Origin of the sequence: Litorivita sp. NS0012-18 (assembly GCF_040371945.1) — a bacterium.
Taxonomy (GTDB): Bacteria; Pseudomonadota; Alphaproteobacteria; order Rhodobacterales; family Rhodobacteraceae; genus Litorivita.
The window spans coordinates 295,792-309,231 of sequence record NZ_BAABWS010000001.1 but is presented as its reverse complement, the minus strand read 5'-3'; the positions used below and the strand labels follow the sequence as shown (position 1 = coordinate 309,231).

The following is a 13,440-nucleotide window of genomic DNA, read 5'->3' as shown; positions in this document are numbered from 1 at the left end:
CAGACGATTTGATAGGGCCGCAGCCTCGGGCGCGCGTTCGGGCGCATGGCGCATGGCGCCTCAAGCGGGCTTTCGGTGAGTTTCAAACCAGATGTTGATATAATTGGCGGCAAAAATCAGCGCGGCCCCATAGACAAGGGACAACGTCAGAGATTCGTTGAACATGACAAGCCCCACGAATGCGATCACCGGAAGGCGAATGAAGTCGAGCGGGGCGACCACAGTTGCGGGCGCGGTTTTGAGCGCATTGGTCAGGCAGTAATGCGCCATCAGCCCCGCGCAGCCGACCAGCACCAGCCAAGGTGCGCTCGATGCTGTGGGCAGGGCCATTTGCCCGTCCATGAGACCCGCGCCCAAACCAAAGAGCACCTGCATGCCGGTGAGGTAGAACAGGATACAGGCCACGGTGATATTTCCGGTGAGCTTCTTGGTGCAAATGATTGTTGTTGCGAAGAAAATGGCAGACGCCGCCGCCGCGGCCAGACCGGTGCCGCCTTGGAGCACAGATGACAGTTCCAAAAGATTTCCGACTTGGGTCACTTGCCAGATGCCGGTTAGGCCAATGAGCACCGACAGCAGTTTGACCGCCGTGAACCGCTCGCCCAAGAACAGCGGCGAGAGCAGGATCACCCAAAGCGGCGTGGTAAACTCCAGCGCAAAGACCTGCGCCAAAGGGGTGATGGCCACCGCAAAGAACCACAGGTTCTGGCCGGTGAAATGCGCAAGGTTGCGGATCAGGTGCAGCCCAAGGCGATGGGTGGTGATCTGCCCCCACATATTGCGGGCGGTGAGCAGGGCGCAGACAATGACAAAACCGACGAGGCTGCGATAGGTCATGATCTCGAATGTGTCGTGCTGCGGCCCAAGCAGGCGGCCCGCGACGGCCATAAGAGAGAAGGAGGCAATGGCGCCGGACATCCACATCGCCGCGCGCAAGATTTGCGGGCCTGTGGTCTGTGAAGGAGCGGTGTTTGTCATTGCGATATCCGGCAAGAGGGGTATTTGCGCGCAGCTAAGCCGCAATCATGGAGAAGGGCAAGGCGCGGCAGCGCCGCGCGGCCGATCAATTATAAAAATGCCCCGAAACCAATAGGCTACGGGGCATAGATATTCGGTTGGACCGATCGGTCTATTCCAACTCAATGGTGCCGGGCGGTTTGGATGTAACGTCGTAGAAGACGCGGTTCACGCCTTTGACCTCATTGATGATGCGGGTCATGGTTTCGCCCAAGAACTCATGGGTGAACGGGTAATAATCCGCAGTCATCCCGTCCACCGATGTCACCGCGCGCAGCGCCAGCGCATAATCATAGGTGCGCCCGTCGCCCATCACGCCCACGGTGCGCATCGGCAAGATGGCGGCGAAGGCTTGCCAGATCTCGTCGTAAAGCCCGTGTTTGCGAATCTGGTCGATGTAGACTGCATCGGCTTGCTGCAAAATCGCCAGCTTCTCGCGGGTGATCTCGCCAGGGCAGCGGATCGCGAGGCCGGGACCGGGGAAGGGGTGGCGGCCGATGAACGAGGCGGGCAGGCCAAGCTCGTGCCCCAAGGAGCGCACCTCGTCTTTGAACAGCTCGCGCAAGGGCTCGACCAGCTTGAGGCCCATTTTCTCGGGCAGGCCGCCGACATTATGGTGCGATTTGATCGTCACCGAAGGACCGCCGGAAAAGCTCACCGATTCAATGACATCGGGATAAAGCGTGCCTTGGGCGAGAAACTCGGCGCCCTCGATATCATTGGCGTATTTCTGGAACACGTCGATGAACAGCCCGCCGATGATCTTGCGCTTGGTTTCAGGGTCCGAAACGCCCTCAAGCTTGCCAAGGAAGAGATCGCTTTCGTCAGCATGGATCAGGTTGAGATTATAGCTCTCGCGGAACATCTTTACGACTTCGCCTGCCTCATTGAGGCGCAAAAGCCCGTGATCGACAAAGACACAGGTCAGCTGATCGCCAATCGCCTCATGCAGCAAAATCGCGGTGACCGAGCTGTCGACGCCGCCGGAGAGGGCGCAGATGACCTTTTTGTCGCCGACCTGTTCGCGGATCGCAGCGATGGCCTGTTCGCGGTAGGCGTCCATGGTCCAATCGCCGGTAAAGCCTGCCAGTTTGATGAAATTCTCGTAAAGCGTTGCGCCATTGGGCGTGTGGTGTACTTCGGGGTGAAATTGCACCGCAAAGAAATTGCGCGATGTATCTGCGGTGATCGCAAAGGGCGCATTGGGCGAGGTGCCGTAGACCTCAAAACCGGGGGCAATGGCCGAGACGTGATCGCCGTGGCTCATCCAGACCTGCTCGCGCCCTTCGAGGAACCAGCCGCTGAGCAAATCAATGCGCTCGTCCGAGGGCGTGACGTAGGCGCGGCCGAATTCGGCGGTGCCGTGGCCGCGCTCGACCTTGCCGCCGAGCATATGCATCATCACCTGCTGGCCGTAGCAAATGCCAAGGATTGGCACGCCAAGCTCGAACACGCTGGCGGGCGGGCGCGGCGATCCCTCGTCGATGACCGATGCGGGGCCGCCGGAGAAAATCACGGCTTTGGGCGCAAATTCGGTCAGAAACGCGTCGGTCACGTTCTGGTAGGGGTGGATTTCGCAATAGACATTCAACTCGCGCAGGCGGCGCGCGATCAGCTGGGTCACCTGAGAGCCGAAGTCAATGATAAGAAGGCGGTCATGGGATGTCTGGATCATGCTTTGGCAATAGGACGCGGCGCGCGCGCGCGCAAGAGGGCGCGGCCGCTCAAGGCATGGTTTTCGATCGTGGCGGCGAGGGTTCATGTCGCTTTCGCCTCGGATAGGGCGCAAAACCACCGCTTCATGCGGGGGCATTGGCGCTAGAAAGGGCAAGAAGATCGCAGATTTGCGCATGTAAGGGGAGAATCACTCTATGACCGAAGCAGCAGCACCGAGCAGACGGACAAGAGGCGGCGGCGGCGCAGCGCGGCGCGCCGAGCGCACCGCCGTGCGGATCGAATGCGCCAAGTATATCGAGCGCAAGATCCCGAATTTCGAGGTGTTGGACGAGGCGGCTTTGGCGATCATCGAGGCCAATGCGGAATTGGTGCTTGAAGAAATCGGGGTGAATTTTACCGGCAATCCGGCCTCATTGGAGCGCTGGCGCGCAGCGGGCGCCGATGTGCAAGGCGAGCGGGTGCGATTCCCGCGCGGCATGGTGCGCGATTTGTGCAAAACCGCACCGGCGCAGTTCACCCAACACGCCCGCAACCCCGACCGCAACGTCGTCATCGGCGGGAAAAATTTGGTCACCGCTCCGGTTTACGGCCCGCCTTTCGTGCGCGACCTCGAAGGCGGTCGGCGCTATGCAACCATGGCGGATTTCGAGAAATTCGTGAAACTCGGCTATATGTCGAAATACCTGCACCATTCGGGCGGCACGGTCTGCGAGCCGACTGATGTGGCGGTCAACAAGCGGCATTTGGATATGCTTTTGGCCCATATGACCATGTCGGATAAGCCGTTTATGGGATCGGTCACCGAACCGAGCCGCGCCCAAGACAGCGTCGAGATGTGCGAGATTCTTTTTGGCAAAGAGTTTGTCCAGCAAAACACGGTGATGACCTCGCTGATCAACATCAACTCGCCGCTGACCTTTGACGAGACGATGATGGGGGCGCTGGAGGTCTATGCGCGCAACAACCAAGCGGCAATTATTTCGCCCTTTATCGTCGGCGGCGCGATGGCGCCGGTTTCCGTGGCGGGCACGCTGACGCAGGTTCTGGCCGAGGTTATGGTCGGTATTGCCTATAGCCAGTTGATCCGCCCCGGTGCGCCGGTGATCTTCGGCACATTCGTAACCTCGATCGATATGAACAGCGGCGCGCCGACCTTTGGCACGCCCGAAGCCAGTCAGATCCTTTACGGCGCGGGGCAATTGGCGCGGCGGATGAATTTGCCGTTCCGTTCGGGCGGGGGACTGTGCGGCTCGAAACTGCCCGATGCGCAAGCTGCCTACGAGAGCGCCAATACGCTCAACGCGGCGCTAATGGGCGGGGTGAATTTCATGCTGCACGCCTGCGGCTGGCTCGAGGGCGGATTGGTGGCGAGTTTCGAGAAATTCGTGATGGATGCGGACCAATTGGGCGCGCTGCACAAGATGGCCGAAGGCGTGGCCGTGGACGAGAATGCACAGGCGCTCGATGCGCTGCGCGAGGTCGGACCGGGGGGGCATTTTCTTGGCTGTGCCCATACGCAGGCGAACTTCAAACAGGCCTTTTGGCGCTCTGATCTGCTTGATTATAAGCCCTTCGAGACGTGGATCGATGATGGCGCGCGTGATACGCAAAGCCTCGCCGCCGCGCGGGTGGAAAAGCTCTTGCGCGACTATACGCCGCCGCCGCTCGACCCCGACATCAAGGCGCGGCTTGAGGCCTATGTGGCTGAAAAGAAAGCCTCGATGCCCGATGCCTTTACCTAAGGCCGGATGATGATGACGTTCGAGGGCCCCGCTTCGTGCGGGGCTTCTCGTTGGCTACTTCTTGCCAGCGCCTTGCGGCTCGGTGATGTCATTTATGTCGACAAGGTTCCACGGCAGGCCCTCTTGCCGGTAGATGCGTTTGCCCAGATTGGGGTAGTCTCCCACGTCATGGGGAAGCCTTTGGCCGATCACGAGGCAGCGTAGGGTCTGTGTGCCGGTATTGACCAAGGAATGGGCCAGCCCGCCTTTGCGGTAGCCCAGAAAATCGCCTGCGCCGACCGTCTCTTCGTGATCACCGGTGCGCGCCGTTGCGGTGCCGCTCAAGATATAGAGGGCTTCGTCCTCGTGATAATGCATGTGGTGTTCGGTGGTCTCATCACCGGGTTCGACCTCGATCAGATGCACGCCGATCCCTGTCAGCCCCGTGGCATCGCCGAGGGATTTGTTGATGCGTTTGGCATTCGGGTTGAGGAAATGGGTCTTCGCCAGTCCCTCCATTGCCGCGATCTCTTCGGCGCGGATGAGGTAGCCTGCGGGGTCGTTACGGTCGCTCATGATGGGCCTCCGGTTGGGAATGGCGCCATCATAGCGGGTCTCGGGGCGGAAAGGTATCCACCCCGAGACATGTGCGGGCAGGCTTAGCTGGCGGTGCCGCGCAGTATCTGTGCCTCGCCCATCATAGCGATAAGCAGATCAACGTGTTTGACCACGGAATAGGAGGCGTTGCTTTGGCGGCGCATGTCGTCAAGATCGGCCTCCAGCTCCATCAGGCGCAGCAAGGCCGGCCCGCTGCGCGGCACGTTTCCATGTCCCAAAAGCCGGCGCAGATGGTGGTCGCGGCGATAGTCTTCCATCCCGATGCGCGCTGCGCGGATCAAAAGGCGCGGGCGGCGCAGGGCGTTCAGCATTGTGAGGATATCTTGCATTGGTCTTCCCATTCTTAGGGTCGCGGACGTCTGATGCGTCATTTGGTGCGACGTGATGGGAAAACTCTTGCACAACTTAAGCGGGTGTTGCGTTGGGGCGGTTTGAGCGTTCGGAGCCTTTGAAATTATTTATCTTTTATCAACAATGATGAAGATCGTGAAAATATTAACCAGTGGGTAACCAATTAAGCTTTAGGTTGTGGATAAAGCTGGGGATAACCCACAGGCCACTATTTTCCAGAATAATAGGGGATGAATTATGCTGGAGACGACAGCATCCACCAAGCACAACACGGCAACAATGCCGGCTTGGGTGCCGCAGGCGGCGAAACGCTACCTCAAACATACGGAGGCGGGCCTGTCTATCCGCGCGCTCGCGCGCGCTGAAGGCTGCCACGCATCAACGGTTTTGCGACAGATTAGGCGGTTCGAAAACCTGCGTGACGACCTTTTGGTAGACGAAGCCTTGCGGTCTCTCGGGCGCATTCATTTTTCCTCAAACCCCGGTTTTAATGAAAAGGAAGCCGTTGCAATGAAGGAAGATGTGATCTGCGAAGACGCGGCGCCGAGCGAGGAATTGCTGGCCAGCGAAGGGCGCCGGATCTTGCGACGTTTGTGCGAGAGCGGAGCCGTTTTGGCGGTGGCGAGCGAAATGGACAAAGCCGTGGTCGTGCGCGACACGGATGACGGGCGCACCACGCGCACGGCGGTTGTAGACCGCAATGTGGCGCAAGCGATGGCTTTGAAGGACTGGATCGCCTGCAAGACCCAAGGGCGTATCTCGCGCTATCATATCACGGCGGCGGGGCGTAACGCGCTGGGGCATCTGATGGCCAATGCCGAAAACGCCGCGACTGGCTTTGCCGAGGCGCAGGCGCCGTTCGAGGCGGCGCAATTGCCTTGGGGCGAGACGCGCGATGATATGCCCGAAGAAGAGGGCAAGCCGCGGCGGGTGCGCTACAATCTGGGGGAGAGCCCGCTGGTGGCTTTGGCGCGGCGTCGCGACAAGGATGGCACCCCGTTTTTGGAGGATGCTCTGGTGCGCGCAGGCGAGCGTTTGCGCGAGGATTTCGAACTGGCCCAAATGGGCCAGCGCGTGACCCAAGATTGGGAGCGTTTCCTGACCGGCGGCGTTCAAAGCGGGCAGGGCGCGAGCATGGGCAGCGGCGGCTCGGAGGCGGCAAAGGCCCGTGTGATGGGGGCGCTCAAAGATCTCGGCCCGGGGCTTGGCGATGTGGCGCTGCGGTGCTGCTGCTATCTTGAGGGGCTGGAAGCCGCCGAAAAGCGCATGGGCTGGTCCGCCCGCTCGGGCAAGATCGTGCTGCGCATCGCGCTACAACGGCTCAAGCGGCACTATGATGACCTTGGCGACGCGGGCGCTTTGATCGGTTAACCGCCGACCAGCATCCCGACGCCATAGGCCACCACGGCGCAAACCGTCCCGACCAAGACGGTTTCGCCCACCGAACGGTGCAACGGCTCGCCCGTGGCGTTCCATCTGAGCAAACCCAGCGCAATCAAGGCCCCTGCCGTCGTCATCACCGAGTGGATGAAGGTGGCGGGGGTCGGCTCGGAGATGAAGTAGGGCACCAAAGGCACGGCGCCAAACACCACAAAGCTGCAAAACGTGACGAAGCCGTTGATCGCAGGGTTTTCCTCGGCCGGATCATGCATGCCGAATTCATATGTCATCATCAGATCGGCCATCATATCAGGATGGCGCAGCATGATATCGGCCGTGGTTTCGGCCTCATTGTCGGGCAATCCGCGCTGGCGCAGGATATGGACCATCTCAAACCGCTCTTGCGCCGGATTTTCGGCGATCTCACGCAACTCGCTGCTGCGCCGCGTGCGGTAGAGGTCATGTTGCGAGCGGGTGGAGAGGAACTCGCCCAACCCCATCGAGACCGCATCGGCAAAGAGGTTGGCCAGACCGAAGACCAAGACCGCCACCGCACCGATTTGCCCCGCCCCATCGGAGGCAGCCCCCGCAAAACCCGCGACAATGGCAAAGGTTGTGACGATCCCGTCATTGCCGCCATAGATGATTTGCTTGAGAAATTCCTGTGTGCGGCCGAGGGAATGCGCTTCGCGCCGGTGCGCGGTCCAATCAATGGTCATTTCGGGCTCCTTGGCTTTACCTGATGCACGCAAGTTTTAGGCGATGGAGCGCGAGGTGCAACCGAGAGCGACTCGCAACTGCGGTTTATTGCGCGGGCAAGAAAAAAGGCCGCAAGGGTGGGTGCCCTTGCGGCCTCTCGGCGCATTAGACCGTTCGGTCTAGTGCTGATTTTACCCGATAGTTATCCCTTGGGAACCGGCGTGTCATTCGTCACCGGCACCGCGTTGACATCGCTGGCTTGCGCCTCATTCGCCGCGCGCACGCCGGTGGCATAGTCGGGATGCACCCGTTCGAGCACCGCATACCAACGTTCCTTGACCGGTTGCGAGCACGGGCCCATCGCCGCCGCGAAGTTATTGAACAAACGCTGCTTTTGCCCGTCGTCGAACATGTTGAACAAGGCGCGCGGCTGAACGTAATCGGCATCGCTGTCCTCGACCGCATAGCGGTCCGCATCGCCGTCGATGCGCAGGGGCGGTTCGACAAACTCCGGCTGGGCGGTCGGGCCGTCATATTGGTTTGGCTCGTAATAGGCATCGGGATTGCCGAAATCATTGGTGAAAAAGCGCATCGTGCCGTCTTTGTGGTAATGCTGTATTTCGGCGGCTTTGGGCGCATTCGCGGGCAGGGCCTCGTAATGGGTGCCAAGCCGGTAACGGTGCGCATCGGCATAGGAGAAGATACGGCCTTGCAGCATTTTGTCGGGGCTGAACCCGATGCCTGGCACCACATTGGACGGGCTGAAAGCGGCGTTTTCGACCATCTGGAAATAGTTTTCGGGGATCTTGTTCATCTCCAGCTCGCCCACTTCGATGAGCGGGTAATCGCCATGCGGCCAGACCTTGGTCAGATCAAACGGGTTATAGGCCTGTTTGCCTGCATCGGCCTCGGGCATGACCTGAATGTAGAGCGTCCATTTCGGGAAATCGCCGCCATTGATCGCGTTCACGAGGTCCTCTTGATAGCTCTCGCGGGTTTTGCCGATCAGGTCTTCTGCTTCGCCATTGGTGTAATGGGCGTGGCCTTGTTGGGTTTTGAAGTGGAATTTCACCCAGTAGCGCTCGCCCTTTTCGTTCCACAAGCTGAAAGTGTGGCTGCCATATCCGTTCATGCGCATCGGGTTCACGGGGATGCCGCGGTCGGACATGAGAATCGTCACCTGATGGATGCATTCAGGCTGTGCGGCCCAAAAATCAAACATCGCTTCGGGGCTGCGCAGGTTGGTTTTCGGGTGGCGTTTTTGGGTCCGGATGAAATCGGGGAATTTCATCGCATCGCGCAAGAAAAACACCGGAGTGTTATTGCCCACCACGTCCCAATTGCCATCCTCGGTGTAGAATTTCAGGCTAAAGCCGCGCACATCGCGTTCGGCGTCGGCGGCGCCCAATTCGCCCGCCACGGTGGACCAACGCGACAGAACATCCGTCACCGCACCGGGTTTGAAGACCTTGGCGCAGGTGTATTTGGTGATGTCATGGGTGACGGTGAATTTGCCCTCAAGGCCCCAGCCTTTGGCGTGGACCACGCGCTCGGGGATGCGCTCGCGGTTTTGATGGGCGAGCTTTTCAACCAATTGATAATCTTGCAACAAGACCGGCCCGCGGGCTCCGGCGGTTTGGCTGTTGGCATTGCTGGTGACGGGGGCTCCGGCGGTGGTGGTCAGGCGTTTGCTCATCTGTGGCTAGCTCCGATTTGGGTTGCGTTGGCGCCATATGACGCGGGTTTTATTATAAGCTCCAATTGCAAATTCCTCTGCAATTGATAGGAATTGGTTATGAATATCACATTGCGCCAACTCACCTACTTTAAGGCCTTGGCGGCCGAGAGAAATTTTGGCCGCGCGGCGCAGGCGGTGCATGTCTCGCAGCCCGCGCTTTCGGTGCAAATCCGTGATCTGGAGGCGCAATTGGGCGCGGCTTTGGTCGAGCGCCACGCGCGTGACGTGGTGCTAACACCCTTCGGGCGGCAGATTTTGAGCCAAGCAGAAAAAACCTTGGAGGAAGTAGACCGATTGGTCCAGATGGCGCGCTGGCGCGGGGGATTGTCGGGCGAATTGCGCCTAGGGGTGATTCCGACCGTCGCGCCATATCTGTTGCCCGAGGCCTTGGCGCGGCTTCGCGCGCATGATTTGTCGCTGGACGTGAAGGTATTTGAGGGCAAGACCGAACGCTTGGTCGCGCAGCTTTTGGACGGCACATTGGACGCGGCGGTCATGGCCTTGCCGCTCGAGGTTGCGGCGCTCGAGGTCGCGCCGCTCTTTGAGGACCGGTTCTTGCTGGCGGGATCCGCGGCGCGACTTGCGGCTTTGGGTGCCAAGGCCGAAGCGTTGCGCCCCAAGGCTTTGGAGCCGTCGCAATTGATGTTGCTAGAGGATGGTCATTGCTTGACCGATCAGGCGCTGGAGGTCTGCGGGCGCGGCGCGGGGCAGATCAACACCGGCGCCTCCTCCTTGGCGACATTGTCGCGCTTGGTCGAGGCGGGCTTTGGTTTGACGCTGATGCCGGAAATCGCGGCGCTCTCTGAATGCCTGTCGGCACCCAAAATGGAGTTGATGCGGTTTTCTGCGCCAGAGCCGTCGCGCAAAATCGCCCTGTTCCGAAGGCGCGGCAGCGGATCGGACGTCTGGTTTGCGGAATTGAGCGCGCTCTTGGCGCAGGTCGGTGAGGGGCTGACGGCGAAGTGCCGAAGTACCCTTTAGAGCAAACCGCCCGCCACGAGGATCGTAGCGGGCGGCGCATCACCATCTAGGGGCTAGACCGAACGGTCCAACTATTCGGCAGCGACCGCCGCGCCTTTGTTTTCCAGATATTTCATCACGTTCTCCGGCGAGCTTTCGCCGTAGGGGTCTTCGCCGTGGTTGTCGCACAGGCCCGGCTCTTCGAACCACGCCTCAACGGTGCCATCGTTGACGACGGCGGCATAGCGCCACGAGCGCAGGCCAAATCCGAGGTTATCCTTGCGCACCAACATGCCAGCGCGGCGGGTAAATTCGCCCGATCCGTCAGGGATGACTTTGACATTCTTGATGCCTTGGGCCTCGGCCCATTTGTTCATCACAAAGCTGTCGTTGACCGACATGCAGTAGATTTCATCGATGCCCATCTCTTGGAATTTCTCGAAATTATCTTCGAAACCGGGCAGTTGGTAGGTCGAGCAAGTCGGTGTAAACGCACCAGGCAGCGAGAAGAGGATCACGCGCTTGCCCGCGAAATAATCGGCGGTGGTCATGTCCTGCCAACGAAACGGGTTCGGCCCGCCGACGGATTCGTCACGCACACGGGTGTGGAAGGTCACGGCGGGAAGTTTTGCTCCGGCAATCATAATATCTGCTCCTTGATGAACGCCCGCAGCAGCAGGCAAGAATAGCTCGCGGCTGGTTTAGAGTGATTCTAATCATGGCTTCAATGCAGCTGCAGCGTTAAATGCTGCAATCGCGAAGAAAATCCGCCAGACAGAGTGCGGCGCGGGCAGGGCGCGGCGCATTGCATGGTAAATAGGCCGATTTGAAAGGAAACTCCGCGCCAGCGGAAGGGCTGCCATGCGCCAGATGCGCGGCTCTTCATTGGACAGCAACCCAAAGCGGGCGTATATGGATGGCAACAGTAAGGAGCAGCCCATGTCGCCGCGTGATCTGAAAATCCCCGAGCAGCGCCACCCTGAAAAGGCGCGCCGCCCCGACAATCCGCAGCCGCGCAAGCCTGATTGGATCAGGGTCAAGGCGCCGACGTCGGAAGGCTATAAACAAACCCGCGACATCATGCGCGAGCATAAGCTGGTGACGGTTTGCGAAGAGGCGGGATGCCCCAATGCGGGCGAATGCTGGTCCCAAGGCCATGCGACGATGATGATCATGGGCGAGGTCTGCACCCGCGCCTGCACGTTTTGCAACATCGCCACCGGTAAGCCGCCCGAAGATCTTGATGTCTTCGAGCCGGGCCGCGTGGCCGATGCGGTCGCCAAATTGGGGCTCAACCACGTTGTTGTGACCTCGGTGGACCGCGACGATATCGAGGACGGCGGGGCGCAGCATTTTGCCCAAACCATCCGCGCCATTCGCCACCGCAGCCCCGAGACCACGATTGAGGTTCTAACGCCGGATTTCATCCGCTGCGGTCCCGAGGCCTTGGAGGTCGTCGTCGCGGCGCGCCCCGATGTGTTCAACCATAATTTGGAAACGGTGCCAGGGCTTTACCCTGAAGTGCGCCCCGGTGCGCGCTATTTCCATTCGCTGCGTCTGCTGCAGCGGGTCAAGGAATTGGACCCGACGATGTTCACCAAATCGGGCATCATGGTGGGGCTGGGCGAGGACCGCCAAGCGGTCATGCAGGTGATGGAAGACATGCGCGCGGCGGATATCGATTTCCTGACCATCGGGCAATATTTGCAGCCGACGCCGAAGCACCATGCGGTGGACCGTTTCGTGCATCCCGATGAATTTGCCGCCTATGAAAAAGCCGCCTTTGGCAAAGGCTTCTTGATGGTCTCTGCCTCGCCTTTGACGCGGTCAAGCTATCACGCGGGGGACGACTTTGCAAAACTGCGCGACGCGCGGTTTGCAAAGCTGGGCAAAGCTTAATTCGGCTTGTATTTCGGGGCGCGCTCCATGGTCAGCGCCTCCGGCCAGCCGATGAAATACTCCACCGCGAAAATGGCAAAACAGAGCGCCAAAATCGCCGCGCCGATTTTCACCTGCCGCATCGACGGCGGGCGGCGCGCCCATTTGGCCATGCGCATCAGATGGCGAATGTTCAGCATTCTGTCGCCTTATCAGTCATTTGCGCCGCTGTCTTCATCCACAAACCGCACTTTTCCGATATAGGGCAGGTTGCGGTTGCGCTGTGCAAAATCGATGCCGTAACCGACGACAAACTCGTCAGGGATTTCAAATCCGGTCCAATCGGCCTTGAAGGGCACCTCGCGGCGGCTGGGTTTGTCCAACAGCGCGATGGTTTTGAGCCGCGCGGGGTGGCGGCTTTCAAGCAGATGGGTGACATGGGTCATCGTGTGGCCGGTGTCGATGATGTCCTCGACGACCAAGACATCGCGATCGGCGATTTCGCCGCGCAAGTCTTTGAGAATGCGCACTTCTCTGCTTGATTTCATCTCGTTGCCATAAGAGGAGGCCTCAAGGAAATCGACCTCGACCGGCAGGTGCAATTCGCGCACCAGATCGGCGATAAAGACAAATGAGCCGCGCAAAAGCCCGACAACGACCAGTTTTCGCGTGCCGCCAAATTCGGCCTCTATCTCGCGGCACAGGGCCTCGATCCGCGCGGCAATGGCTTTGGCCGAGATCATCTGATCTATGACATAGGGTCGCGTTGGCATGTCTTTCCCCTTGAATTTCCGTGCCTATTCTACGACATGGGAGGCCCAAGTCACGCGAAAACCCAAAGATATGCCGACCCATTCCGAGACCCGTTTTTTGCCCTATAGCGCCCAGCAGATGTATGATCTGGTGGCCGATGTCGGGGCCTATCCGCAGTTTTTGCCGTGGTGCGCCGCCGCGCGCATCCGCTCGCGCGCGCCTTTGGCCGAAAACCCTGCCGCCGAGGTGATGGAGGCGGATTTGGTAATCTCCTTCAAGGTCTTCCGTGAACGCTTCGGCAGCCGCGTGGTGCTTTATCCCGAGCAGAAAAAGGTCGATACCGAATATCTCGACGGGCCGTTCAAATATATGAAATCCAATTGGGCCTTTGCCGATACAGGTGGTGGCTGCGATGTGACGTTTTTCGTCGATTTCGAGTTCAAGAATGCGATTTTGCAAGGGATCATTGGTGTGGTGTTCAACGAGGCAATGCAACGGATCGTGCGGGCCTTTGAACGCCGTGCGGCGGCGCTTTACGGCAGCGCGTAACGCCGGTTTTCCCGCGCTCGGTGGCGCAGGCTGCCGCAGGCGCGCAGCCCCGAACGAAAAAGGCCCCCGCATCGCTGCGAGGGCCTTTTGTCGTTTATG

The 13,440-nt window shown here is 59.7% G+C and carries 14 protein-coding genes; 5 read left to right on the top strand and 9 right to left on the bottom strand.

Features of this window, described 5'->3' with window-relative positions:
- Window positions 1-60: 60 nt before the first annotated feature.
- Both ABWV64_RS01485 and guaA read right to left on the bottom strand, forming a co-directional pair.
- Window positions 61-978, bottom strand: coding sequence for a DMT family transporter (locus tag ABWV64_RS01485; RefSeq protein WP_353342495.1), 918 nt, complete (start codon window positions 976-978; stop codon window positions 61-63).
- Between the two features lie 151 nt (window positions 979-1,129).
- The gene (gene guaA, locus ABWV64_RS01480; RefSeq protein ID WP_353342494.1) at window positions 1,130-2,692 is read right to left on the bottom strand and encodes a glutamine-hydrolyzing GMP synthase; all 1,563 of its coding nucleotides are present in this window, start codon (window positions 2,690-2,692) and stop codon (window positions 1,130-1,132) included.
- Between the two features lie 196 nt (window positions 2,693-2,888).
- Between guaA and ABWV64_RS01475 the strand changes: the two genes are divergently transcribed.
- Window positions 2,889-4,436 carry a trimethylamine methyltransferase family protein gene (locus ABWV64_RS01475; RefSeq protein WP_353342493.1) on the top strand — a complete coding sequence of 516 codons (1,548 nt, stop codon included), beginning with the start codon at window positions 2,889-2,891 and terminating at the stop codon, window positions 4,434-4,436.
- A gap of 54 nt (window positions 4,437-4,490) precedes the next feature.
- Here ABWV64_RS01475 and ABWV64_RS01470 read toward each other — a convergent pair whose 3' ends face one another.
- Together ABWV64_RS01470 and ABWV64_RS01465 are read right to left on the bottom strand one after the other, a co-directional pair.
- On the bottom strand, window positions 4,491-4,991 hold the full coding sequence (locus ABWV64_RS01470) for a cupin domain-containing protein (protein ID WP_353342491.1): 501 nt from the start codon (window positions 4,989-4,991) through the stop codon (window positions 4,491-4,493).
- 83 nt (window positions 4,992-5,074) lie between these two features.
- The gene (locus ABWV64_RS01465; protein ID WP_353342490.1) at window positions 5,075-5,362 is read right to left on the bottom strand and encodes a DUF6477 family protein; all 288 of its coding nucleotides are present in this window, start codon (window positions 5,360-5,362) and stop codon (window positions 5,075-5,077) included.
- Between the two features lie 532 nt (window positions 5,363-5,894).
- Between ABWV64_RS01465 and ABWV64_RS01460 the strand changes: the two genes are divergently transcribed.
- Window positions 5,895-6,755 (top strand): DUF6456 domain-containing protein, encoded by an 861-nt coding sequence (locus ABWV64_RS01460; protein ID WP_353342489.1) that lies wholly within the window; start codon window positions 5,895-5,897, stop codon window positions 6,753-6,755.
- Here ABWV64_RS01460 and ABWV64_RS01455 read toward each other — a convergent pair.
- Both ABWV64_RS01455 and ABWV64_RS01450 read right to left on the bottom strand, forming a co-directional pair.
- Window positions 6,752-7,483, bottom strand: coding sequence for a VIT1/CCC1 transporter family protein (locus ABWV64_RS01455; RefSeq protein WP_353342488.1), 732 nt, complete (start codon window positions 7,481-7,483; stop codon window positions 6,752-6,754). The two genes, ABWV64_RS01460 and ABWV64_RS01455, sit on opposite strands and share 4 nt — an antisense overlap.
- A 182-nt stretch (window positions 7,484-7,665) precedes the next feature.
- Window positions 7,666-9,159: a catalase gene (locus ABWV64_RS01450; RefSeq protein ID WP_353342486.1), complete on the bottom strand. Its 1,494-nt coding sequence runs from the start codon at window positions 9,157-9,159 to the stop codon at window positions 7,666-7,668.
- A 99-nt stretch (window positions 9,160-9,258) separates the two neighbouring features.
- On the opposite strand from ABWV64_RS01450, the gene ABWV64_RS01445 reads away from it, so the two are divergent.
- Entirely contained in the window at window positions 9,259-10,182 is a 924-nt protein-coding gene (locus tag ABWV64_RS01445) for a LysR substrate-binding domain-containing protein (RefSeq protein ID WP_353342485.1), read from the top strand.
- 71 nt (window positions 10,183-10,253) lie between these two features.
- Here ABWV64_RS01445 and ABWV64_RS01440 read toward each other — a convergent pair whose 3' ends face one another.
- Window positions 10,254-10,805, bottom strand: a complete 552-nt coding sequence (locus ABWV64_RS01440; protein WP_353342484.1) for a peroxiredoxin — start codon at window positions 10,803-10,805, stop codon at window positions 10,254-10,256.
- A 295-nt stretch (window positions 10,806-11,100) separates the two neighbouring features.
- On the opposite strand from ABWV64_RS01440, the gene lipA reads away from it, so the two are divergent.
- Window positions 11,101-12,060 carry a lipoyl synthase gene (gene lipA / locus ABWV64_RS01435; protein ID WP_353342483.1) on the top strand — a complete coding sequence of 320 codons (960 nt, stop codon included), beginning with the start codon at window positions 11,101-11,103 and terminating at the stop codon, window positions 12,058-12,060.
- On the opposite strand, the gene ABWV64_RS01430 is transcribed toward lipA, so the two are convergent.
- A complete protein-coding gene (locus ABWV64_RS01430; RefSeq protein WP_353342482.1) occupies window positions 12,057-12,239 on the bottom strand; it encodes a hypothetical protein in 183 nt (60 codons plus the stop codon). The two genes, lipA and ABWV64_RS01430, sit on opposite strands and share 4 nt — an antisense overlap.
- A 12-nt stretch (window positions 12,240-12,251) precedes the next feature.
- Window positions 12,252-12,812 (bottom strand): hypoxanthine phosphoribosyltransferase, encoded by a 561-nt coding sequence (hpt, locus tag ABWV64_RS01425; RefSeq protein ID WP_353342480.1) that lies wholly within the window; start codon window positions 12,810-12,812, stop codon window positions 12,252-12,254.
- 70 nt (window positions 12,813-12,882) lie between these two features.
- Between hpt and ABWV64_RS01420 the strand changes: the two genes are divergently transcribed.
- On the top strand, window positions 12,883-13,341 hold the full coding sequence (locus ABWV64_RS01420; protein ID WP_353344450.1) for a type II toxin-antitoxin system RatA family toxin: 459 nt from the start codon (window positions 12,883-12,885) through the stop codon (window positions 13,339-13,341).
- The last annotated feature ends 99 nt before the right edge of the window (window positions 13,342-13,440 follow it).